Annotated in this window: 15 protein-coding genes and 2 pseudogenes; 4 read left to right on the top strand and 13 right to left on the bottom strand. The window is 49.8% G+C overall.

Annotated features, from left to right (window positions below):
- Positions 1–3857: DUF5011 domain-containing protein (locus GX117_09670; protein ID NLO33603.1), on the bottom strand; the 3857-nt coding region annotated here is incomplete at its 3' end.
- Between the two features lie 2604 nt (positions 3858–6461).
- Between GX117_09670 and GX117_09665 the strand changes: the two are divergent.
- Positions 6462–6554: pseudogene (locus GX117_09665) on the top strand (peptidase M4).
- A 2022-nt stretch (positions 6555–8576) separates the two neighbouring features.
- Complete coding sequence (locus tag GX117_09660) at positions 8577–10205, top strand: SUMF1/EgtB/PvdO family nonheme iron enzyme (protein NLO33602.1); 1629 nt, start codon at positions 8577–8579, stop codon at positions 10203–10205.
- A 66-nt stretch (positions 10206–10271) separates the two neighbouring features.
- Here GX117_09660 and GX117_09655 read toward each other — a convergent pair whose 3' ends face one another.
- Positions 10272–11075 carry an undecaprenyl-diphosphate phosphatase gene (locus GX117_09655; protein NLO33601.1) on the bottom strand — a complete coding sequence of 268 codons (804 nt, stop codon included), beginning with the start codon at positions 11073–11075 and terminating at the stop codon, positions 10272–10274.
- 296 nt (positions 11076–11371) lie between these two features.
- Here GX117_09655 and GX117_09650 point away from each other — a divergent pair, with 296 nt between their 5' ends.
- The gene (locus GX117_09650; protein NLO33600.1) at positions 11372–12697 is read left to right on the top strand and encodes a hypothetical protein; all 1326 of its coding nucleotides are present in this window, start codon (positions 11372–11374) and stop codon (positions 12695–12697) included.
- Here the strand turns inward: GX117_09650 and murB are convergent.
- The 10 genes and pseudogenes from murB to GX117_09600 all read right to left on the bottom strand — a co-directional run bounded on the left by murB (position 12660) and on the right by GX117_09600 (position 22231).
- A complete protein-coding gene (gene murB / locus GX117_09645) occupies positions 12660–13562 on the bottom strand; it encodes a UDP-N-acetylmuramate dehydrogenase (GenBank protein ID NLO33599.1) in 903 nt (300 codons plus the stop codon). The two genes, GX117_09650 and murB, sit on opposite strands and share 38 nt — an antisense overlap.
- A gap of 36 nt (positions 13563–13598) precedes the next feature.
- The gene (locus GX117_09640; protein NLO33598.1) at positions 13599–14681 is read right to left on the bottom strand and encodes a glycosyltransferase family 4 protein; all 1083 of its coding nucleotides are present in this window, start codon (positions 14679–14681) and stop codon (positions 13599–13601) included.
- Positions 14682–14758: 77 nt separating this feature from the next.
- A complete protein-coding gene (sat, locus tag GX117_09635) occupies positions 14759–15916 on the bottom strand; it encodes a sulfate adenylyltransferase (protein ID NLO33597.1) in 1158 nt (385 codons plus the stop codon).
- Positions 15917–16264: 348 nt separating this feature from the next.
- A complete protein-coding gene (locus tag GX117_09630; protein ID NLO33596.1) occupies positions 16265–17107 on the bottom strand; it encodes a serine/threonine protein kinase in 843 nt (280 codons plus the stop codon).
- Positions 17108–17125: 18 nt separating this feature from the next.
- Positions 17126–17506: a ribosome silencing factor gene (gene rsfS, locus GX117_09625; protein NLO33595.1), complete on the bottom strand. Its 381-nt coding sequence runs from the start codon at positions 17504–17506 to the stop codon at positions 17126–17128.
- Between the two features lie 7 nt (positions 17507–17513).
- A pseudogene (gene gatB, locus GX117_09620) lies at positions 17514–18950 on the bottom strand (Asp-tRNA(Asn)/Glu-tRNA(Gln) amidotransferase subunit GatB).
- A gap of 10 nt (positions 18951–18960) precedes the next feature.
- Positions 18961–20430 (bottom strand): Asp-tRNA(Asn)/Glu-tRNA(Gln) amidotransferase subunit GatA, encoded by a 1470-nt coding sequence (gatA, locus tag GX117_09615; protein NLO33594.1) that lies wholly within the window; start codon positions 20428–20430, stop codon positions 18961–18963.
- The gene (gene gatC, locus GX117_09610) at positions 20427–20732 is read right to left on the bottom strand and encodes an Asp-tRNA(Asn)/Glu-tRNA(Gln) amidotransferase subunit GatC (GenBank protein ID NLO33593.1); all 306 of its coding nucleotides are present in this window, start codon (positions 20730–20732) and stop codon (positions 20427–20429) included. Before gatC ends, gatA begins: the two co-directional genes overlap by 4 nt.
- Positions 20733–21022: 290 nt before the next feature.
- On the bottom strand, positions 21023–21331 hold the full coding sequence (locus GX117_09605) for a hypothetical protein (protein NLO33592.1): 309 nt from the start codon (positions 21329–21331) through the stop codon (positions 21023–21025).
- A 279-nt stretch (positions 21332–21610) separates the two neighbouring features.
- Positions 21611–22231 carry a hypothetical protein gene (locus GX117_09600; GenBank protein ID NLO33591.1) on the bottom strand — a complete coding sequence of 207 codons (621 nt, stop codon included), beginning with the start codon at positions 22229–22231 and terminating at the stop codon, positions 21611–21613.
- A gap of 132 nt (positions 22232–22363) precedes the next feature.
- Here GX117_09600 and GX117_09595 point away from each other — a divergent pair, with 132 nt between their 5' ends.
- Positions 22364–22672: a hypothetical protein gene (locus tag GX117_09595; GenBank protein NLO33590.1), complete on the top strand. Its 309-nt coding sequence runs from the start codon at positions 22364–22366 to the stop codon at positions 22670–22672.
- Here the strand turns inward: GX117_09595 and GX117_09590 are convergent.
- A complete protein-coding gene (locus tag GX117_09590; protein NLO33589.1) occupies positions 22663–23745 on the bottom strand; it encodes a PilT/PilU family type 4a pilus ATPase in 1083 nt (360 codons plus the stop codon). The genes GX117_09595 and GX117_09590 overlap by 10 nt on opposite strands.
- Positions 23746–23826: the final 81 nt, after the last annotated feature.

Below are 23826 nucleotides of genomic sequence, written 5' to 3'. Positions count from 1 at the left end.
GCCACATTCATTTCCCAAATTGCTTCAATCTTTTCAACATCCACAATTTCTGAAGGCAATGTGATGCAGGGGTCTTCTTCTTTCAAACAGAGTATTTTCGCCAGTATACCGAATTGTAAATGATCCTTAATTCCATCCGTATTCAGATCCCATGCGTAGTAGTCATGGAATCTCGTATAGGAATTGTTTTTATCTACGGTTCTGATCGCTTGCGCAACAGCTTTACCGGCAACATTGAAAATTAATTCACCGGTATACGGATCGGCAAAGGCATCACAGTAGATACCGGTTACCTCGTCGTCTTCGCCTTCACCTTCGCCTTCGCCTTCACCTTCGCCTTCACCTTCGCCTTCACCTTCGCCCTCACCTTCACCTTCGCCTTCACCTTCACCTTCACCTTCGCCCTCACCTTCGCCTTCGACTTCACCTTCGACCGGCTCTTCACCTTCGACGGGTTCACCTTCGCTGGGTCCTTCGCCTTCACCTTCACAGTTATCGCTAACGATAACGGTCCTCACTTCTATGCCTGTATTATGTGCACTATCCGTTACTGTGTATGTAACAGTATAGTGGTCGCCCGGTAGACTCGTGTTCACGTTAGGGCTTCGTTCAACTTTATAGGTTAGATCACCGTCACAATGATCGTAAGCAGAACAGCTGGGATCTATAAAAAGAGTATTGCAATCAATATAAAGGGGATTCGTACCAAACAGCGTGATTGTAGGCGGAAGAGTGTCTTTAACTTCAAATACCCATGTTTCAGAGGTAGATTGGCAAGAATAATCACACCAACACCTGTTGCGTTCCGCGTCCCAAAGTATAAACTCTATTTCGTACGTGCCTACTTCCAGAACTATAGGTTCAACTATAGTTTTATCGCATAGGTCTTCGTCGTCCAAGAAAGCTCTGACTTCTACCGGGGATGAAAGATCATCCCATCCTTTGACTTCCCAAGAGTTACCTGGAGATTCCGCAGAAGCAGTATGGTCTATTGTCAGGGTTCCGTCGTCGTTACAACTAAATTTCAAGGAGTCGCCACACTCGAAAAGGTTATCTTCGGGGACATCTCTGATTTCCGGAGGTAGATCAGGCGTGTTAAAGTGGAGCAGGTGGCTCCGTGATTGAAATTCAAAATTATTGTTGCCCTTGTAATAGCCTTCGCCGGTAAATGCGCCGCCAATGACCATGTTCTCGGAATCGTCGGTAAACGCTATGGTGTAAACGGGTTGTAAAAAGATAAAATTACGTTTAAATTCATCTTCCATACAGAGACGGCCGTAACAACAGGAACCAGTAGTGATACCGACGGAGGCGAAGTTGTGGTATTTTTCCTTATTTAGAGGAGATTCGGTAGATGACGCTTCCATGAAATTTCCGGCTATATAGAGGGGCGCTGCCTTGTTGGAATATCCCAGATCGTGAACATCGCCGAATATCGATGGCTTCCATTCCTGGAGTCCCGGCTGCCAGTCGTTATTAAACAGCTTGACAGCGGTAATATGTTGGGCGTTTGCGCCATTAAATGTTGTAAAATCGCCTCCAACGTAAAGGGTGGAATCATCCGGTATAGCCAAGGCTCTGACCGTGGCATCTGCGCTTATCTGTGGAAGTACTTGCGCAAGCGCACGATTATAGGCGCGGACCCATCCTCGGTTCGTGGAGCTGCCGCCTACATAAATAGAATTCCTTTGATTGGAATAGGCGAGATCATAAACGGTCTCGCCGGTTAAAGTCTTCGTTTCCTTCTTATCGGGATCTACATAACCGAGCAACTCTTTCCCGCCGAAATATAAACGTTGTGGGTCTGTATTATTCACAGGAGGAACCAATGCGAGCGCACGGATTTCTTGGTTAATTGAAATTCCAAGAATGGGAGTTGCTGTTCCAGTATCCAAATCCCATTGGGCAATATACTTTATCTCTTTGCCATCGATTTGTTGAAACAGTCCACCTGCATACAGTCTTGATGGATTATTAGAAATTTCTAAGGCATAGACGGTATTATCAACTTCCGGTTTAAAGCCTGCAAGGAGACGGCCGGTATTCAAGTTAATGGCGGCGAGACAATTTCTAGGTTCCCCGTTGATAATGGTTAATTCGCCACCCGCCCAAATCGTGACTTCGTTATTACCGCGTCGTACGTTCAGCGTCAAGGGTGTTCCGCCGGCGCCGGGATTCCAGGGCAGCAGGGCATTGTCGGATGGGGTGCTCCTTGAAAGTGCTGCCAGCCGAATCCGCTCTTCGCCTGAGGTGTTGTCGTCGTCGTCGACCTGACCGCCAAATCTCGTAAAGAAACCGCCCACATAGAGTTGATCCCCATCTGCCGCTAAGGAAGTGACCAAGTAATTAAATGCACCTTTGTCTTGATCCTCATTCGGCTCGGGAATATCATGATCCCCTTCAGATTTATTGACGGGCCAATTTTTTCTTAAAACTGCTGTTTGACTGTCCAAAGCTGCAATGTATTGTCTCTTTCTTGTTCCCATGAAATCAAAGGTTCCGCCTGCATAAACAAAAGTATCAGCGCCATCATCATCACCATCATAATAGAGCGTCTTGACAGGATTATTGCAATAAATGCCCCAGTTTGCCGCTTTTCCGGGGATGTCACTGTCAATGGCCGCGATAAAGTTTTTGGTTACACCGCCAATTTTGCTAAAGGATCCGCCCACAAAAAGGGTATGGGGTTCCACAGTTTCAGCGGCGGGTGGGTTTTCTACGCCGATGAACACGGTCTGATCTCCTCCAATGACCAAATCACTTTCATCGTTGATACGGTAATTGCCGGCTATAGTATATTCGTTATCAGAACCTTTAACTTGATAGGTCAGTGTGGCGGGGGCGTCATTATTGGCAGAAAAGATAATTTTTTGTTGCCCGGGTATCAGAAAAGAATTCGGACCTGTAATGTCGCTTGCTGTCAAGCCTGGAGGCAGACGTTCTTCCACATACCAGTACGTTGTGTCTTCCGGGGGGTTGACAACAAGGGTTACCTTTTGGCCATCAATCTTTCGACGAACCGTTTCTGTTAGAGGCGCGAGACATAAGGTTTCGACTATACCGTTGGGTTTGGGATCCCACCGTGTCAATTGTCCGTAATATGGAAGGCTGTTGTTGGTATTGACGGCTGCGAGGAAAGAGCGGCTCCAATTTTTGCGTCCTTCCGTAGGGGCGTTTTTTATTAAGGGCATCAGCTCGGCATTGATGTTCTTGAACAGACCTGAAACGTAAAGGCGTGTTTTATTCGGGGAGAGCAACAGAGCGAGGACAAAATCATCGGGCTGAGGATTCCAATCTTCGCGAAGCTGCCCGGACGTATAAACAGCGGCAAGATATTTTTGTGAAACCTTATTGACCGTTAGAAATTTTCCGCCCACATAAAGGGTATTTGCAGCAGAAGAATAAGCAAGAGCGTAAACGGTATCATTGAATACCGGATTGAAGCCCTCGTCCAGTGTCAGTCCATCTTCGGACGGTATCAGATGGGCGACATGGAGCCGCTTTTTTTTGTGCACATAGGTGAAATCGCCGCCAATATACCAGCCGCCGTTATCGTCGGATACACAGGCGTGGACGGTACCTAAGACATTGGGGAATGTGTTGGAAGCGAGGACGCCTGCCTTATCAATGGGAACAAAATTGCCTGTTTCCGGTCCCATATAATCGAAATAGCCGCCCACATACATGGTTTGTTCTAATGCTTTGAGTGCGTAGACAGGGCCGTTGGTCGTCCATGTATCATCCGCGGTGTCAGGTAAGAATTGGGCAAAAGCGGCTTGGCATATAAAAACAAGGAGTACGATCCAAGCGCCGGTCTTGCATAGGTGACGACCCCCGATATTTTGAACATTCACCATCTTCTCTTCTCCACTTTTTATAAAATAATTGATATGCTTCATTTATCTGTAGGTTATCGCTACTATTGGGTATACTCACGAACCGGTGATTCATCGCGGTTGACTACTTCAGTTTCCAAAGGATAGACTGAAAAGCGGGCCGTGGCAGGGGTAGTATCTATGATATTGCCATTGATGACCGTTTGCGCAGTGATTAAATACTGCACTTCACGGCGCCGTGCCGGAGCTTCATTGGGATTGTTGTTGAAATCAGGCGGGCGCCCTTCATCGCCCAGTCTCCAGTCAAATTCTCCCAAATCTTCGCATGGGCTTGTGGGAACACAGGGATTCATTGCGGGCGGCCTGCTTAAATAGTCTGCCGGCGCGAGGGTGTGGGTTCCGCCGATCAAGCCTGCTGCAGTGTCGAAATCCATTAAATTCGCGTTCACGGTCACGTTGTTTCGCAACAATGCCATCAAGGGGTAAGGAACTTGCCACTCATCGATGACACCACGGGCGGCGAGCATACCGTCCTTATAAAATTTCCATAAAATCTGCTGTGTCCCTATTGTTTGCGAAGGAACCATGGATTTGAACCAAACCCTTGCATTAACCCGTGTATTACAGGCAGCGCAAAGGGATGGCAGCGGGACACGTGTTGCCGTGCCGAAATCGGTGATCGTGTAGATCTCACCGTCGAAATACTGTTCATGAAAAAGCTGCACGTGTACAGCCGTATCCAATGCTTCATTGCGATAGTCCCGTATTTCCTCATCCCAATATCGAGAATCAACCCCTTCATTGGGTGTTGGAAGATTGGTCGTCGGGTCTACAAGTTGCGTGATGGAGCTTGCCGGTCCCGGATCATATTGGACATTGCCTGCTTCATCTGCGCCAATAATATCTAAATGAAGATTGAAACCTTTGCTCTTATTGGACCATTGCCGTAAGCTTTGGCGGGTAATGTCGTTGTTAAACAAGGTGGTGTCGCGCAAGGGCCCTCGAATCCAATCACTGATGCCTAAATATTCTAATGCGCCTCCCGTTGTGGCGCGATACAAGCGAAACCGCGCCAAGGGCGCACAGGCATTCCCGGAATCGGGCATCGTCGGGGTGCGCAATTTCCACTCCAATTTCGGCGCGTGTTCATTCATGTCAAGATCGCCTAAGATTTCTGCCTGTGTTTGCCATTGCCAATACACATGGACAGAATTGTTTTGTGCAGGATCAAGACGGTTCTTCGCTTTGTCTTCTGCCATAAATTTGAAACGGCTGTACCACCGTTTTCCGCTGGGTTCGCTCACTCGAACTTGCCAAATTACATTCATTTCATTGGGCGGCACGGAGGAAGGCATAGCCGTCATGGATATGATCTCTGCTGCGTTGTTATCGTTGCTTGTGCCTAGAAGTGAAGCGGGCTTTGTGCTCTCAAACAGGGGTCTTGTATCTTGGAATGAGGAATCGAAACCGGCTTGTTCCACGAGATAAGCGCGACCCGCATTATCCACGGGAGGGGGATCAATATAACGGGCGTAAATAGAAAAATATAAGTCCTCATTGGGACCGGCACCTTTGTCCATCATCATTCCCGTCCGAGTGCCGGCATTCAAATAAACGTGCATATCCTGGCGGGAGAAGGAGGCCGCACTTTTGGGGGTGACCTCGGGGGGAGAAGTCAACGCCCAGTCTGATGGGAAATCGGGAGGTCCGGGCGATACTGCCGGCGCTCTGTTCGTCCCATAAATTGCCGGAGTGGAAAGGGCGGCATTGATACCCTCAGGACTGTCAACGACAAGTTTGGGCGGTACGGTGTCAATGATACAGGTGCCGCAGCTAAGATCCTGAATCGTGTCACCAAAGGAATAGGCAAAGACCGGTCTGCCGTCGGTACAAATATAAGAACCGCCTTCGCTCCAGTTGAAAGGATCAACAAAGGAGAATGTGTACTGTGCCGTCTCTAATCCGGATTGTATTTCGAAGCTACTGCGTTTTATGCGTATGAAATTACCCTGTTCAATAGCGCTTGGAGCAGGCAGATAGGCCTGTGGTATCAAGAAGGCACTGTCAAGCTGTTCAAGATTGATCCCCATCAACGTAAGGGTTCCTACCTGACCGCGGCCGAGAATGGCAGGCTTGATGTTACATGAAAACACGCGCGGTTCCATTATGAGCCGACCTTCAAAAATGGCCGCCCAATCTCCATTACAAGCGTTATCGATCTCTCTGATCACATCGGTGACGAGGATGTGCAGCTGATCGGCAGTGGCCGATTCTAAAATGAAGGGGTACGCGCCTTTTTCGAAACTGCCATTATCAATGATATTGCCCGTATGCAGTAATTCGAAAATGCGTTTTTCTAATATTTTGGATACATAGGTTAATGCAAAATCATCAGCGATTAGTCTGGATTGAAGCCCGAGTTTGACCCGTAAAGCAGGCTGTTGGTAGGAAGAAAGGAGATTTTCGGGAATGGGGAGGCTTATGCGATGGCACGCGCCGAAGTTCCAATGATCAAAGCCTTCACAAGCCTGTTGCAATGCATAAAAATCCCACGTCTCCAGGTATAGAGGGTTGCACAATGCTTCATTACCGTAATAGAGTTGAACCGAGCCTATGGCTTCAGTCTCACCCTCACCTTCTTCCGGCGTTTCGGGTTCACCTTCTACTACGGGCTCACCTTCTACAACGGGTTCACCTTCTACAACGGGTTCACCTTCTGCACAGGTATCATCAAGCAGGGGCTCGATTTCTTCCTGCCAGAATTCCTCTAAATCGTTTCCATAGGTTTCCAGACGCTCTGCCAATGTTTTTCCGCCCCAGTTATAATCGGGCTTCAATGCATCAATACTCTCAAAGTCTATGCCGAATTCGGGGATTTCGATTAATTCTAAATTGTCTAAGAGAGTTTCTGTTTTGCCAAGGATTTTGTCAATGGTTTCTTCCGCTTCAGGAACAAGGATCTTGAGTTGATCCCAATCCATAGCCAGCAATTCTTTTGCTTTTTCAAAACGAACGAACCACTCATTCTTGAGAATCCAATCCACATGGGCTTGGTCTTCGAGCGCCGCTACGGCAGCGGCCAGTTTGACAGTAAGATTGGGATTGTTCAACTCATCAGCAAAAGAGCCGCAGAGCGTTGAAGCGGCAGTACTCACTTGGTCGGCATAGTTGCGAGCCCGCAGGGTCGCCTTTTTCAAGAAGACTGCCAGATCATCATAGGTTTTACCGTCCCAATCTTCCGGTATGCTTCCGCCGAAGAGTTCGGCAGACAAGAGTTCACTGCCATGCGCTACAGCCATGGTATCAGCAATTTCATCGACAGCATCAACCAACTTAATGATCAGCGCTTCTATGTCTCTATCGCAAAGATCTTCTTCGTCTAAGAAGGCGGCAAGATCTTCTATAAGCCTTTGTGCGGCTGCCACATTCATTTCCCATGTGTTTTGAAGGGCTTCCTTGTCAATAAAGGGCAGTACCCTACAATCATCCTGATTCAAACACAGCAATTTTGCCAGTATACCGAATTGTAAACGATCCTTGATGCCATCGGTATTGATATCCCACGAGGAGTAATTATGATACTTCGTATAGGAATTGTTTTTGTCTACGGTCTTGATCGCTTGGGCAACAGCCTTGCCGGCAATATCGAAAATCGACTCGCCGGTATCCTCATCGAAAAAATCCGGACAATTGCCACTGGTGACCTCTTCGCCTTCACCTTCTATAACGGGTTCACCTTCTACTTCGCCTTCACCGTCTTCTTCATCGATTAATTCATGGCGAAAACTGATGGCAATGCGCGGCGAAGTCAAACCTCCCAAGCGTGCGTAATAGCCTCCATTTGAAATACCGAGGCTGTCAAAAAACGTGCTTCCGTCGGGCGTCTTTTCTAATTGCAGTCCCGGCACGGGTAAATTTGTGGAATAGTGGAATTGGCTCAACACGTCATTGTCGCCGGGACCGACTAAAATGGCACCGATTAGAACCATAGTTGGTTCCTTACTTGCCGTGCCTGTGTGGAATGTTGAAGTCAGTGTAATCCTATGTATCGTATCTTCCGTTGGGTCTATGTCTATCGTTTTGTCAATCCATGCATTAGACGGTACTCCGGCTAGGAGGCTGTCATCCCTGACGTTGCCATTAACTATCAGCTGCATACTATTATCGAGATCCTGAGGATTACGATGAACCACATACATCCAAATCTGGATTGTAAACGCATCCGGATTATTTTGGATATAGGTATATTCCAGATTTTCAGTAAGTTGAGAGGGAAGAACAGGAAGATTATAAGATTGTCCTGTTTTGAGGTACAGATCAAAGTTCTTAATCTCGACTACGATTTCTCCTTCTCCCTCATCATCATCTTGCGCCGTGACAACGCCGTTTATACACACTGAGATAATCCACATGAGTGTGAATATAGTTCTCCAGTTCAAGTCAAAACCTACCTTCATTAAATGCTCTCCTGCATAAGGTGATGTATAAAGATACACTACAAGCTCTAGGTTAATTTTACATTATTTTAGCCCTATTGTGTTAAAAACCATAAGGAACAGATAAAAGCGTCCAAGGTGGAGACTTTCTGTCCATTCTGTTCCATCCCGTCCTTCTTGTCCATCACAAAAGATCGTGCTTCGACACCGGGCACTTGTAAATGCCATTCACGATGACGGCGGTTAGATAAATCTTTGGCATATACGTATAATATTGACAGATTCTAAAATAGGAGAATGTCAGATGATGTCCACCTCTCGGCTGTTTACGATAGGACTTTGCGTTGTCGGGATATTTGTTGTGTTTCTCTTCGGGTGTGAACCGACTGATGAGAGTCCCGCCTTCGTACTGATCAAGACAATTAACAAACAAACTTGCGAAGGTTGTAATCCCGATGAGGGGGAATCGGAGACGCCGGGCACCCTATCGGTGACGCCCCTCGAACTTAATTATCCTTGGGAAGGGGCCGCCTACACCCTAAAGGTGCAGACCACAGAAGGATGGACCATACATTCCCATGCGGATTGGGTGCATGTGAACCGTGAGAGCGGCATGGGGGATGGTTTTGTAACGCTGAGCTGTTTTGGCAACATGGGCGAAGATCGTGTCGCACTCATCACAATAATCGGTGTGAATACGGATCCCGCATCCTTGACGCTGACGGTGGAGCAGGCGGGATTGAAGGTTGCTGAGGAAGGAGAGGATGGCGCAGAAGGTGAAGTGGATCCTTACGAGGGGGAAAGTTCGGCGGAAGGTGAAGAGGCGCCTACTGAAGGGGAAAGCGCCGGGGAGGGAGAAGTTTCGCCTACTGAAGGGGAAAACGAAAACGTAGCTGTTGAAATGGTTTCCGTGCCGACGCAGATATTTATGATGGGCCGCAGCAAATTGGGCGATGATAAAGACTTTGGCATGCTGTCTGAAGACCCGCCCCATCAGGTGGTATTAAATGAGTACGAAATTGGGAAATATCCCATTACAAATGAAGAATTTGCCGCTGTCTTGACGTGGGCGCAGTCGCACAATCTGTTGTATAGCGACACGTCGGGCACGCCTTGGTCGGGAAGGGGATCAATCTACGCCGGTGGTGAGGGCGCCCGGTATATGATTTTTCCCTATGATGCCCGATACCATCATTTGTCTTATAGAGGCGGCCGCTTTTGGGTAAAGACCCAAGCGCACGGCGACGCCGAGGCGCTGCCGACGCTGCCCTATTCTATGAACAACCATCCGGTTGTGCAGATCAGCTGGTATGGCGCTGTGGCGTGTTGCAATTGGCTGAGTACGATGAACCGGTTGTCGCCTTGCTATGACTTAAATAAAGCCGATTGGCCCCAAGTAATTTTGCCGCCCCAGCCCGGTGGTTTTCGGTTGCCGACGGAAGCCGAATGGGAGTGTGCTGCTGCGTGGAATGGCTCCAATCACCAAGTCTACGGCTTTAAAAATACTTCTGCCCATGAATCCGCCCCAGCCTATCGCTGCAATACCTTTCAAAAAGATGGTGAAAAATGGGATTTCGTGAATCCCATGGGACTGCTCCACCGGCCCTACACCTCACCGGTCGGATGGTTCAATGGGTCGAATATCAGTCCCAATGGCCAGTTTTTGACGGAAGATAGTCCCAGCCCTTGGGGAGCCTATGACATGAGCGGCAATGTTTGGGAATGGTGCCAAGACCGTTACGGCAATTATCTTTCCGGAGACGAGTGGAATCCTCTCGGCCCGGCAACGGGGAAGATGCGCGTCGCCCGAGGCGGCAGCTGGGCAAGCATTTTCTTTTCTGCGCGCACAGCACAACGGGCGTCCAATCCTCCGGAAACGGCCAATTTTAGCATGGGCTTTCGCGTTGCTCGATCACCGTCATTCTTGCGATAAGGAGGGAAGGCGCAGGTTGTGTTACTGCTTCCTCCGCTACGGCAGGGATTCGATTGGCGCCGCGGCTTAAGACTGCATCCACAATAGGACTAGAAGCAGGCTGCCCAATGCGATCCGATAAATGGCGAAAATCTTGAAATCCCGTTGTTGGATATAGCGCATGAAAGCGGCAATCACGGCGTAAGCGGTCATGAACGCGACGAGCCCGCCCACGCCGATCCATAGCCATTCTATCGGCTCTAAGGTTAAACCGCTTTTAAGGCTTTTATATACGGTGGCGCCCAGCATGGTGGGGATGGCGAGGAAGAAGGAAAATTCTGCGGCGGCGGGTCGTGCAGCGCCCAGCAACAGGGCGCCAATAATCGTTGCTGCAGAACGGGATACACCGGGCATCATGGCGAGGCATTGAAAAAGACCGATACACAGAGCGAGTAGGAAACCGATTTCTGCCACCCTTTCAAAGCGTACCTTTCTGACACTGCGCTCAATGAAGTAGAGCACGATGCCGCCCACGATCAACGCCAACGATACACTGAAGGGGTTGAAGAAAAGGGATTCAATATAATCATCGAAGAGGAAACCCAATAGGGCGGCGGGGATGAAAGCGACGGCGATTTTTATCCACAATAAAAAGACGGCGGGCGTATCGGTCCCGGGGTAAAAGGGGAAAAGCTTTTTCCTGAAATATAAGACCACGGCGAGAATGGCCGGCAGCTGAATAACAATCATAAAGGTTGTAGCGAAATCTTCGCTGCCTTGCAGGGTCAGCCACCGCTCCAAAATAATCATATGTCCCGTACTGCTCACGGGCAAGAATTCGGTGAGCCCTTCCACGAATCCAAAGATAAGGACCTTAATAAACGTAAACATAACTTTCCTTTATACGATTCTATCCTGATCAGGACAGCAGATTTCTACGGTATCGAATGAATTGCCTCTCACAGACACGGTGAAAAGGATAATCTATCGTCCGGGGTCTCAGCAAGTGCGAGAAGCCTGCCCTTAGGTTGAGCGTGTAAATTCATGGCGCTGCAACTGTAGAATTGCGTCGCTCTTTTGATATGGTATGACCATAACGGGTCACAGAATCCCCTGCGCCGTGATCTTGTGCGCTGCGGGAAAGGCCGGTTCGCCACCTTTTACTTCCAAGGAGATAATCCACGTTTATGTACGACACGCTCGAAGAACAATTGAACCATTTTGACCGGGCACAACGACGGGAAGCCTTTCTCAGCTTGGCGGCGGCTGCCGATGCCAATGCCTTGAAGCTTCCCGACATGGGCGCAGCCTTCAACCTTCATTGCCACTCCTTCTTCTCCTTTAACGGCTATGGATATTCTCCTGCCGCATTGGTATGGAACGGCCGTAAATTAGGACTGTCCGCCATGGCGTTGGTAGATTTCGATGTCTTGGACGGTGTGGATGAGTTTTTGGACTGTGCGCGCCGTCTGCGTTTGCGCGCCGGAGCGGGCATGGAAACGCGGGTCTATGTGCCGGAATTTCACGACGATGAAATCAACTCACCGGGTGAACCGGGCGTTGCCTATCATGTTGGCATCGGCTTCACCGGCTCTCAGATTAAAGATCCTGCGCTGTTGGCGCATTTAAAGGCCATGGCTCAACAACGGACCAAAACCGTTATAGAAAAGGTGAACACGCTCCTACATGAGATTGCTCTGGATTACGAAACAGAAGTATTGACATTGACCCCCAAAAACAATCCTACGGAACGGCATGTCTGCCTTGCCTATGATCGCAAGGCGCGCCGCTTATTTGCAGATACAGAAAGGTTGGTTAATTTTTGGTGTTCCAAACTTGATCTGCCGAAAGAGGCGGTGGAAAAAGGGATCGATGCGCCGCCGGTCTTTCAAGGGGTGATCCGATCCAAAACCATGAAGTCAGGCGGTGTGGGCTATAGTGCCGCACGGGGCGAAGACTTTCCGAAACTGGAGGCGGTCAATCGCTTCATAGGCGATAATGGCGCCATTCCTACCTTCGCTTTTCTGGATGGCTGTTCTTCGGGCGAGCAGCAAATGGACCGCTTATTAGAAGTGATGATGGCTGCCGGCGCGGCAGCGGTGAATATCATTCCTGATCGGAACTGGAACATTGCCGATCCCGAAACACGGGCGTTAAAAGAGCGCAATCTCGACGCCTTCATTGCTAAGGCGCGGGAACGGGATCTGCCGATCTTGGTAGGCACCGAAATGAACGCCTTTGGTCAGAAGAAAGTGGATGATTTCGATGCGCCTGCCTTGAAACCCTATTACCAAGATTTTGTGAAGGGCATGTATATCCTGCATGGGCATACGGTGCTGCAAGGGGCAGCGGGCTTAGGATATTTGAGTGATTGGGCGCAACGCTCCTTCGCGTCGGTGAGTGAAAAGAACAACTTCTATCAGGCTTTCGGAGAGCATGCCGCGCCGGATTGTCACATGTCTATCTGCGCAGAGGCTACGCCGAAGGAGCTGCTGCGTCAGGTGACTGCCTGATAATACGGACTTCTTCCTTCAGGGCGATGTGGTGGCAGTCCCAGACCCGTTGCTTCACTTCTTGGATGAGACCGTAGACATCATCGAAGGTCGCGTTGTCCTCGTTCATGATGAAGTTGGCGTGTTTCGGGCTGATGATGGCGCCGCCGCGGCGCGTTCCCTTCAGTCCGCAAGATTCGATAAGGCGGCCGGCATGGTCGTTGGGCGGATTTTTGAAGACGCTGCCGCAACACCGTCCTTGTGGCTGGGTATCCAAGCGCCGCTGTATGTAATGCTGATAAATGTCTTTTTCCTCCTTGTCGGAGGGGGAGAAGGCGAGGAGCGCTTCCAAAATGACGGCGTCTCCCGTGCAAAAGGATTGGCCCCGATAACTGTAGCGGTCCGGGGTGATGGCGACCTGGCGCATTCCCTCAGGATACAAAATCGTAACCTCTTCCGTAAATTGACAGATGGTTCCGTTCACCGTGCCCGCATTCATGAACAAGGCGCCGCCTAAGGTGCCGGGGATACCGGTGAGCGCGCCTGTGCCGGCAAAATTGCCGGGAAGCATGATGTTGCGCACAATATCGGCAAGGGGCAGCCCTGCGCCTAAACGATAGCGATGAGTGCCGCACTGTATTTGATGCTGCAATGCTGTGGTAAACAAGACGGCTCCGTCGAAACCCCGATCATCAATGAGCAAATTAGATCCTGCGCCCATGACAAGGAGCGGGAGTTCCCGTTCCTTGATCCATGCATAGGTGTCCTGCACTTCAGACAGGGTTGCGGGCCAAAATGCCCACCGTGCCGGTCCGCCAATGCGGTATAAGGTGTGGGGGGCAAGGGTATACATTTCTTGCAGTGTTGAGCAGGAAGGAAGGGTCATAAGAAATCCTAATCGCGGTTGCCGTTTTGTTATGCATTATGCCAGACTGCGCCTGATGACGGAGAGCAGCTTCGCACCACACTTTTCCCAGGTATTGTTCATGATGAGCGTACGCGCCATGAGTTGCCGTTTCTCCCGTTCGTTGGGCGACTCTTCCAACATGCGCCTGATGGACTGGAGCAAAGAATAGGGATTGTCTGCGTCACAGTAAAAGGGAACTTTTCCGGCGATCTCTACGGTGGCTCCGGATTTTGTGGTCACCAACAGCGCGCCCGCTTTCATGGCTTGCAGTATGACGATGCCGGAGCCTTCCGACTTCGACAGATACAGGCACATCACAGCGTGCTGCATGAGTGCCGCCGTCATGGTATCGGGACAGCGTTCGATACGTACGATGGGAATGCCCCAGTCTTCAGGTTCATCGGGATGCTGTTCCCCTAATACGACGAGGTTCGGCGGGAATAAGTCTGGATTCCGTTTGATGGCATCCAAGAGCGTGGGAATGGAGGGCTCTGTATAGCGATTCAAAATAAAGAGCGCGAAGGGACCGTCTATTATGTTGTCTTGGGGCAGCTCGAATAGGTCGCTCTCGCCGGCCCGGGCAACAGCCTCCTTCTCCAATCCAATCTGAAGTCTGGAGGCGCATGCCTTGTGCACATATTCTCTGGGGCAAATGATGGCATTGGCGGAAGTACACAGTTGCTTCACTTTTTTGGGCAGCGGCGGCGGCGGTATATCCAGGTTCCGCAGTGTATCACCGCAAAAGTGCATATCCAGCGTGAAAAGCACGCGTGGGATGTGCCGGCTTGGAGCAGGTACGTCCAAGCGGGTCAAGACCACATCCACATCATAGCGTTTCAAGGCTTCTTCGATGGTGGGGACGCTGCCACGGCCCAAGGATAAGAAGGAGGATTGCGCCCGTACCGAAACAACAGGAATACGATCATCTCCAATATCTTCTTCGCCTTCGGTAAACCAGATAAACTCCGTGTCCATCTTATGACCGGTGGCGAGGATCCCTTGGATCGCATTGCGCAGAAAGATACTCTCAAGGCGATCGACCGCCACGGGGCCTTTCCGTTGATGACATCCCGAGGGCATATAGATTCCAACAAGCATAGGGTCTCTATCCGTGGGCTGCCCGTCTATGAGCAGGCAGCCTTTTATTGATAAGGAACAAAGGGCGGCAAGCCTAATTATTTGTCCGCGGCCGTTGCCCATTCAATCAGAATTTTCGCTACTTCCGGCCGTGTGAATTCAGGGGGCGGCGCTTCACCGCGCTGCAGCATTTCACGCACTTTCGTACCGCTTAAAAATACATGGTCCGCATCCGTGCCCGGACAGGTCTTTTTGGTAGCCATGTCATTGGTACGGCGCGAGAAAAAGGCGTGTTCAAAGAAGAGCGGTGTAATCCCCAATGCGGCAGCGTCAATCTCGTCGAAGATGTAATGGGCGTCATAACTGCCGTAATAGTTGCCTACGCCGGCGTGATCTCTTCCCACAATAAAATGGGTGCAGCCGTAATTTTTGCGAATAATGGCGTGCATGACCGCCTCACGGGGCCCCGCATAGCGCATGTTGACGGGCATAATGGAAAGCATGACATGATCTTTAGGATAGTAGTTTTCCAGTAAAGCCTCATAGCAGTGCATACGCACATCGCCGGGGATATCGTCGCTTTTGGTAGTTCCCATGAGGGGATGAATCAACAGACCGTCGCACATTTCCAAAGCGCATTTGGTCAAGTATTCGTGGGCGCGGTGGATGGGGTTACGGGTCTGAAAGGCTACAATGCGTTTCCAGCCGCGCTTTTCAAACTCTGCACGGGTCTGCGCCGGGCTCAGGTTAAAGTCTTGATGTTCCACATTGCGCGCGGCCAATACATCCAAGGCGCCTGCGAGATACACATCGCCGGCAGCGAGGGTATAGGCGACGCCGGGGTGGGCCGTATCGTCGGTGCGGTAGACCTGTTTCACGAGATGGGTCTTGTCAAGCCGAAACTTTTCTTCCAGATTCAGGATGGCAATCAAATTGCCCAAATCATCTTCGATCGCTACTTGGCTGCCCGTTTGCAAGCTTTCTGCGACCGCCTCAGTGACAGGGAGGAGGATGGGGATGGTCCACGGGATGCCTGACGTCAAGGTCATGTTGTCTAAGACACTGTGGGTTTCCGCTTCGCCCATGAAGCCGGTCAAAGGGCTGAATATGCCCTTTGCAATACCGTCGATATCAAAGGCTGCATAGGCATCCACTGTGATGCGGGGCAGTGTTTTCGCCTTCTCTTGCAAGGGGCCGCGATCATTATCACACACAAAACGGTTTACTAACGTACCGCCATGGGGCGCGATGGTCATAGCTGTATTTCCTTTATCTTTTGAATATAATTCGTTTATGCCTCTATTCGTTAACGCCGTTGGTAACCGCCTGAGGGGCGGATATTGTTGTGTCCGTGCATTGGGATGTGTATACGCAAAAGCACGCATCCTGAGTCGGGCGCCCCTAGACCTGCCTTTGTGTTGACTGAGGCTTTGGGTCTGCGCGACGCGCCTGTGAAGCTGCACCGGGAATTTCGGGATACTCCCCACCTTTACCGGTGTAAGCCGACAGAAAGAGTATAACAGAGCTTCCGTTAAGGCACAAAGCCGGCCTTGTTTTTCCTGAATCTTTTGTCGTGACCGTGACAGGTATCTCGGAAAAGTTCTTTAAATACGGCTTCGTGTAATTTGCGTAATCGCAACACTCAGCTCATCACAATCGTTGAAACGCATTTCAGGGCGTTTGGCAATCATTTTCATGATGATATCGCCCATGGTGGTGGGGCACTCGGGATTGGCGAGGCTGGGATGTTCAGGCATGACATTTAAGTGGCAATGGTACAATACTTTTAGGCTGTCGACGGGAAAGGGTACTTTTCCCGTAAACATCATATAAAAAGTGATTCCCATGGAATAGATGTCGCTCTGATTCGTGATTTTTTCTTTGCGGATAAATTCGGGCGCAACAAACATGGGCGTGATCTGTTCACCAACATTACGGTCAATCAGTTCAAGTAAAAAGGAATTGCCGTATAGGGAGAAGTCGGCGATCTTGATGGTGCCCGTTCGTGTAAAGAGTACGTTGGACGGTTTGAAATCGTGGTGGATGCAGCCTTTATCATGAAGATACTGCATGCCGTGGCAAATTTGCAGCGCTACGTTGGTGCGCTCGTTGAAGCGGTAGGGCCGATTCAACAGATACCATTTTAAGCTGGGGCCGTCCACATACTCCATGATGAGACAGCGCCCTTCCGTGTCATCAATAAAATCAAAAATTTGCACCACATTATTATGTTTAAAACGTTTGAATTTGGTGACACTCTTCCCCAGATCACGTACATGAAGCCGGTTTCGAAAGAAACGTTCATGGAATAACTTGATCGCGACGGGGACGCCCTTCTTCATGTCTATGCCGAGATAGACTTTTCCGGAACCGCCTGCGCCCAAAACGCGTTGAAGTTTATAGTGATATAGTTTCGGAATATCCGGGGTGTACTGGTGGTCTACCATGGCATCCCTTTCTTCCCTTTATGCTATTTCCAGATCCAACAAAATTTCAGGAGCATCTCCCCACATCCGGTCAAGGTCGTAGAAACCACGTGCCTGCTCTCGAAAAACATGTAATATGATATCGCCAAAATCAACCAGCAGCCAGCCGGAATGTTGATCGCCTTCCATGCGCAGCGCGGCATAGCCTGCATTGCGCGCCGCTTCTCGGCTTTCATTGGCGACCGCTTTAAGTTGATGTTCATTCGTAACGGAACAAAGGATAAACACATCGGCAAGGAGGGTTAATCCTGTCATGTTATAGATTTTGATGTGAGTAGCTTTTTTGTCGGCCACTGCTCCGGCAATGGTTTCAACTTTTTTCAAAAGTTCTTTTGTCTCGGGAGTTACTTTGTTTGTCATGAATGCTTTAGTTTGCTTCTCCAAGTTGTTTGCGAAGAATTTCGTTGATCAGTTGAGGATTACCCTTACCCTGAGTCGCTTTCATTACCTGTCCGACAAAATAACCAAATACTTTATCTTTACCTGCTTTATATTGTGCAAGTTGTGCCGGGCTGCCGTCAATCACTTCTTTCACTACCGCTTCTATCGTACCAATATCGCTTATCTGACTCAAGCCTTTTTCTTGGACGATGCTGTCGGGGGCCTGACCGGTTTCAAACATTTGCAGCAGCACGTCTTTGGCAATCTTACCGCTGATCACATCGGTGTCGATCAGTTTGAGTAGTACCGCCACATGTTCCGCTTTAATTTTACAATTTTAAATGGCGATCTTGGCGCGCCTCAACAAGGCCTGCAATTCAACCATGAGCCAGTTCGCCGCCTTTTTAGGATCGCCGCCGGCTTTCACCACCGTCTCGTAGTAATCGGCCATAGCCCGTGTTTGGGTGATGACCCCGGCGTCATAGTCGTTCAGGGCGTAGTCTTTTTCCAATCGGTTTTTGCGTGCCATGGGCAATTCCGGTAAGGAAGCGCGGACCCTTTCGATCCACGCATCATCCACCACAACAGGCGGTAAATCCGGTTCGGGGAAATAGCGGTAGTCGTGCGCCGATTCTTTCAAACGCTGGCTGACCGTCACGCCGCGATCGGCGTCCCAGCCCCGGGTCTCTTGGATAATGGTGCCGCCCTCACGGAGGATCTTTTCCTGACGGTGCAGCTCAAATTCAATCGCCTTATGAACACCTGAGAAGGACGCCACATTTTTTACTTCTGTTTTGGTGCCGAAAGTGTCGCTTCCTTCCGGGCGAAGGCTGATGTTCGCTTCGGCGCGCAGCGAACCTTCTTCCATGTTGCAGTCGCTCACATCCAGATATTGCAAAATCTGTTTTAAGGCACTGAGATAGGCATAGGCTTCATCAGCGCTGCGTATATCGGGCTCCGTCACAATTTCGAGTAAGGCGACGCCGCTGCGGTTGAAATCAATACCGCTTTGTCCGCCGGCGAGGGCATGGGTGTTTCGCGCAGTATCCTCTTCCATATGGGCACGGGTAATCCCAATGGATTTGGTTTTACCATTTACTTCAATCACCAAATGCCCGTTGTAGCACAGCGGATATTCGTCTTGACTGATTTGATAGTTCTTCGCCAAGTCAGGATAAAAATAGTTCTTTCGATCCATTTTTGTCCAGCGCGCGATGTGACAATTTAAAGCCAGGCCCACAGCCATGGATTTATCGACCATGTCCCGATTCAGCACGGGTAAGGCGCCGGGCATGCCCAAGCAGCCGGGGCATACATTGGTATTGGGTTCGGCGTGGAAGTCAGAGGGGCACGAACAAAATACCTTCGCCTTACTGTTAATTTCGACATGTACTTCCATGCCTATAACGGCTTCATATCTCATAATATACTCCTCAGACTAAGGTGGGATATTCCATGGAGAACCCACGGTTTTGTTCGTAAAAATAAGCAGCGTTCAAAATAGCCGCCTCATTGAAGGGGCGCGCCATTAATTGCAGTCCCACAGGCAAGCCTGAATCTGTTACACCGCAAGGAACGGAGATGGCAGGCAGCGCCGCCAGATTCGCGGAAACGGTATAGAGATCGCTGAGCTGCATCTGCACGGGGTTGCCCGCTTTAAGGCCAAACTCGAAACCCGCTACAGGGGAGACGGGACCGGCGATAAGATCACATTGGCTGAAGGCGGCTTCAAAATCGCGCTTAATCAAAGTGCGCACTTTTTGCGCCTTCACAAAGTAGGTGTCATAAAATCCCTTGGAGAGCAGGCACGTGCCCAGGAGGATGCGGCGGCGCACTTCAGGGCCGAAACCCGCGCTCTTACTCAAGACATAGACATCTTCCGTCGTTTGGGCGTCAGGATGACGAAAGCCGTAACGGATACCGTCCAAGCGTGCGAGGCACGCACTGGCTTCTGCAGCACACAGAACCAGATAGACCGCCGTGGCGTATTCTGTGGTGGGCAAGGATAATTCCACAAGGGAAGCGCCGTTCTTCTCCAAAAGGCTGATGGCAGTCTCTACACGTTCCCTGACTTGCGGCTCGAGTTCTTCTCCGAAATATTCTTTGGGGATGCCGATGCGCAAACCGTGGATATCCTCCGTGAGGGCTTGCGTAAAGTCAGGAACCGCATCAGGGGCGGTCATGGCATCTTTGCTGTCTGCGCCGCAAAGGGCGTTGAGCACGAGCGCAGCATCTTTCACGCTCCGCGTCAGCGGGCCTATGGTATCCATGGACGACGCCAAGGCGACTAAGCCATAGCGCGATATACGGCCATAGCTGGGTTTCATGCCCACGCATCCGCATAGGGAGGCGGGTAAGCGAACGGAACCGCTCGTATCGCTTCCAATAGACACGGCACATTGACCTGCGCTGACGGCAGCTGCACTGCCGCCGCTGGAACCGCCGGGAATGTAATCGGGATTCCACGGATTATAGGTTTTTTGGTGAGCGCTGTTTTCGGTGGATGAGCCCATGGCGAATTCGTCCATGTTGACTTTTCCCAGAAAAACCGCGTCGGCGGCCTGCAAGCGGCTGACCACAGTGGCGTCATAGGGGCTTCGGAAATTCTCCAGCATTTTGGAGGAGCAGGTCGTTTTTCCCGTAATGGTACAAATGGATTCTTTGAGTGAAATGGGCACGCCTGCAAGGATGCCCGGCTTTTCGCCTCGTGCAATCTTTTCATCTACCTGCTGCGCCATGGCGCGTGCTGTGTCGTCCCAACCTTGTGTGTAGGCACCGATCTTTGCGTCGACAGCATCGATGCGCTGCAGATAGGCTTCCGTGACGGCGGAGGCAGACACGGCACCCTTGGCAACGGCTTCTACGATTTCATGGGCTGATTGTTTATGCCAGTGCGTGGTCATGCTCCATCCTCTCCTTCCAGAATTTTCGGTACAAGAAAATATTCGCCATCATCAAGAGGAGCGTTCATCAGCGCGTCGTCGCGGCTGAGCGTCGTTTCCGCTTTATCCTCGCGGAGCACGTTATGTAGGTCGAGTCCGTTGATCGTGGCTGGGACATCGTCCGTATTTAAGGCATTTAATTTGTCCATATACGCGAAAATATCGTTCAGTTCTTCGGCAAGTACTTCGGTAGCGGCGTCGTCCAGTTGGAATTGCGCCAAACTTGCCAGTCTGGTTACATCTTCCTTAGATACTTTTTTCATGAGAAAACCTTTCTAGCGGGAGGGGGCTGGAGCAAAGGATAGCATAAAGAAGGTATTTGATTCCATTTAGAGCAATAAGAAGCAGTTTTCATAGCTCCCCATAGTAAAGGGATTGCGGAGCGGCAAGAAAACACGGAAAGCTCTTAAAATAGAGGCTGACGGAGAAGCGCGGGGTTGCCTAAGAGGGATTACTTTGGGCTGACCCCCTGCATGCTCAAGGCCTTGTAAAAGACGAGCATTCTCCTTGCCTCTACACTAATTTAAAGAAGGTAACTGTATCAAGGTTGTTGTCAGAGAGGGAGGGTAAAAAGGCTGTCATCTAAAAAATGCTGAATGTCTTCAGGATTGTCACAATTCCGGTAAACTGCATTGTTGATGGTGTCTGTCACTACTACATCTCTCGGAATAACCTCTTCAAATAGAGATGATGAGACGCCTACATTAAATCCTGCCTCTATAAGATTTACTTTAGTATGTTTCATGGGTTTACCATTCTTATAGTATTGGGCGTCAACAGTGGAGGGAAGCCAGACGCCATTACCATAGTCGGTTAAGTTGATCAAATCAATATGACCTGTGAGTTGACGTTCTGCAGCCAAGGCGCCTCCTTTAAGAGGCTGTTGTTGGCTTTAGAGGATAACCCGAGCAACAGAGAAATTTTTCTCGATATCCAGATACACCTTTTGAACTGCTGGGGTGCCCCGGAAAACAACAAGACAATCACTGCCGTTTACCTGCTCTGTCTCTTCTTGAATAAGACACTGTTTCAACAGCATTGATGCCAAATCAACCGTCAAAAACTCAAGATCATAATCTCTGTAAGTATCCTTAAGCATTGCATAAGCCAAAATGTCGTATGTTTTACTAAATTCGGGATATCACCTAAAAGGCATGATTGTTCCTGTGTTTCTGGAACGATTAAATTGCTGATTATACCGGCCGTTGTAGGCAAGGCGCCAGGATATCAATTGGTCAATATCATCATCATAGCCATACTCATCACGCAACACTTTTTCTCCAGAGAAAACCCACTCAATTGTTCTCTGAAAGCTAATACCGCTGTTATAAGATGTTGTATTTACTGAAAATTTACAGAATCCATCTTGAAGTGATGCGGACTTTGCCGATATTATTTTCAACAGATTCTCTCGACTAATGAATGGTTCCTGTGCCTTAAGCCACTCCATATACTGATTGCGTAGTTCATCTCCACTTAATCCACTCGCAATTAACTGACTATAGACGAATTCTTCCGTAGGTTGAGCGTTTCTTAGCGAGCTTTCTGCCTGGGTGACAGACGCTCCGGAGACTATGGGTATCATTAAAAACATCACAACAAACAAACGTCTGATACACAGTTGTTGGGACGCGTGTCGGCGTCCGCCAAGCGCGTATGGCGCGGACGTCTTGGGATTTAGCGAGATATGACCGAGAAAAAATGCGCCATGGAGTTGCCCCCCCCCCGAGATATTTTCTGATGGTATCGTTCCATGCAACATGTAATCATGACGCAGGTTCCTTCTATCGGAATACAATGTTTATTCATGAAGAATAATAAACAAGGTACATCATAGATTCTTATAAACCAATCCTTGTTATATGTCAAGCTTTTTTTTACAGGTAGCGACTGTATGACGACAAGACGTCGCATCTTTCTCAAATTCGGCGTCAAGTTCAAAAGAGTTGCGAAAGGCTCGCGCAAAACCCAGACACAAAAGCACGCACAACAGCGCCATGCTGATATTGCGGAGACGCGTGCGCCCAGACGGTTGGGAAAGAGCCTGGGCCTCGTGCCATGTGTTCGCCGCCCCGGCGCAGGTCATGGTACAGCGCCTGGGACAGAGGCGGAAGCCGCTGTAATACATGCTCTCGAAAATGACCCGATACAACGGTACGCATACGGCAGCAAAGAGCGCTTGGCGATAGACAATTACTTCTGACTTACACCTTGCATGCGCAGGCTCAGATCTTTGGGGCTCGATGCATAGGCGAGAGCGATTTCTGTGGTGATCTTTTCGCTCTTCCACAAATCATAAAGCGATTGGTCCATGGTTTGCATGCCGTACATGTCTTTGCCTTCTTCAATCAATTTTACAATTTCTTTGAAGGGACGTTTGGCTTGGATGAATTCGCGGACGGTGCGGGTTCCAACCAAAATCTCTGTAGCAACAATTCGGCCCGGCGCATCGTTGCGGGTCATGATCCGCTGCGCACAGATACAACGCAATACACTGGCCAGCTGACTGCGGATTTGATCATGCTCTTTTTCATTAAAAAACTCAAGGATACGGTGTAAGGATTCCACGGTATCCACCGTATGCAGGGTGGACAAAACAAGGTGACCCGTTTCTGAGGCGGACAGTGCGGTGCGCACCGTTTCCTTATCGCGCATCTCTCCGATAAGGATGATGTCGGGATCTTGGCGAAGGGCAGCACGCAGGGCATTCGCGAAACTGTCCGTATCAATGCCCACCTCACGCTGTGTGATGAGGGCACGCTTGTTATGATGGACGAATTCCAGCGGGTCTTCAATGGTAATGATATGGTCGTCCCGTGTCTGATTGATATGGTTGATCATGGCGGCGAGAGACGTTGATTTGCCTGAACCGGTTGGCCCGGTAAAGAGAACCAAGCCGTTGCGCAAAGCACAAATACGATTGAGAATAGGGGGCAGATTCAGCTCTTCAATGGTGCGGCTGCTCAAGGGCACGGTACGCATCACAATTCTGGGTTTGCCGTCATCCATGCAAACATTGACCCTGAAACGTGCTTTCCCCGCCAGCATATAGGAGCAGTCCAATTCTTTGGTTTCCAGAAATTGGTTGCGCATACGTTCATCGACAACCTTTTCGATGAGCGTGTAGAGATCGCCGCCTTTGAGAATATCAAATTTTTCTTGGTGTTCCAGATGTCCGTCAATGCGTAAGATCGGGCACGACCCGACTTTCAAATGTAAATCTGAAGCATTTTGTTCCAGCGCAAAGGATAATAATTCGTTGATATCAAGTGCCATATAATCTCCGTCTTCCGTTGCAGATCAACATTGTAACGCCCTTCGTGTCCATGCAATGGAGCGCTTCCGATTGCTCCGATT

The sequence above is a fragment of the Candidatus Hydrogenedentota bacterium genome (assembly GCA_012523015.1).
GTDB lineage: Bacteria > Hydrogenedentota > Hydrogenedentia > Hydrogenedentales > CAITNO01 > JAAYBJ01.
This window is presented reverse-complemented; position numbering and strand designations above follow the sequence as displayed.

Coding starts and splice junctions, on each gene's coding strand:
- GX117_09660 (NLO33602.1), top strand. CDS start 8,577: ATGATGTCCACCTCTCGGCTGTTTACGATAGGACTTTGCGTTGTCGGG.
- GX117_09655 (NLO33601.1), bottom strand. CDS start 11,075: ATGTTTACGTTTATTAAGGTCCTTATCTTTGGATTCGTGGAAGGGCTC.
- GX117_09650 (NLO33600.1), top strand. CDS start 11,372: ATGTACGACACGCTCGAAGAACAATTGAACCATTTTGACCGGGCACAA.
- murB (NLO33599.1), bottom strand. CDS start 13,562: ATGACCCTTCCTTCCTGCTCAACACTGCAAGAAATGTATACCCTTGCC.
- GX117_09640 (NLO33598.1), bottom strand. CDS start 14,681: ATGCTTGTTGGAATCTATATGCCCTCGGGATGTCATCAACGGAAAGGC.
- sat (NLO33597.1), bottom strand. CDS start 15,916: ATGACCATCGCGCCCCATGGCGGTACGTTAGTAAACCGTTTTGTGTGT.
- GX117_09630 (NLO33596.1), bottom strand. CDS start 17,107: ATGGTAGACCACCAGTACACCCCGGATATTCCGAAACTATATCACTAT.
- rsfS (NLO33595.1), bottom strand. CDS start 17,506: ATGACAAACAAAGTAACTCCCGAGACAAAAGAACTTTTGAAAAAAGTT.
- gatA (NLO33594.1), bottom strand. CDS start 20,430: ATGACCACGCACTGGCATAAACAATCAGCCCATGAAATCGTAGAAGCC.
- gatC (NLO33593.1), bottom strand. CDS start 20,732: ATGAAAAAAGTATCTAAGGAAGATGTAACCAGACTGGCAAGTTTGGCG.
- GX117_09600 (NLO33591.1), bottom strand. CDS start 22,231: ATGTTGCATGGAACGATACCATCAGAAAATATCTCGGGGGGGGGGCAA.
- GX117_09595 (NLO33590.1), top strand. CDS start 22,364: ATGACGACAAGACGTCGCATCTTTCTCAAATTCGGCGTCAAGTTCAAA.
- GX117_09590 (NLO33589.1), bottom strand. CDS start 23,745: ATGGCACTTGATATCAACGAATTATTATCCTTTGCGCTGGAACAAAAT.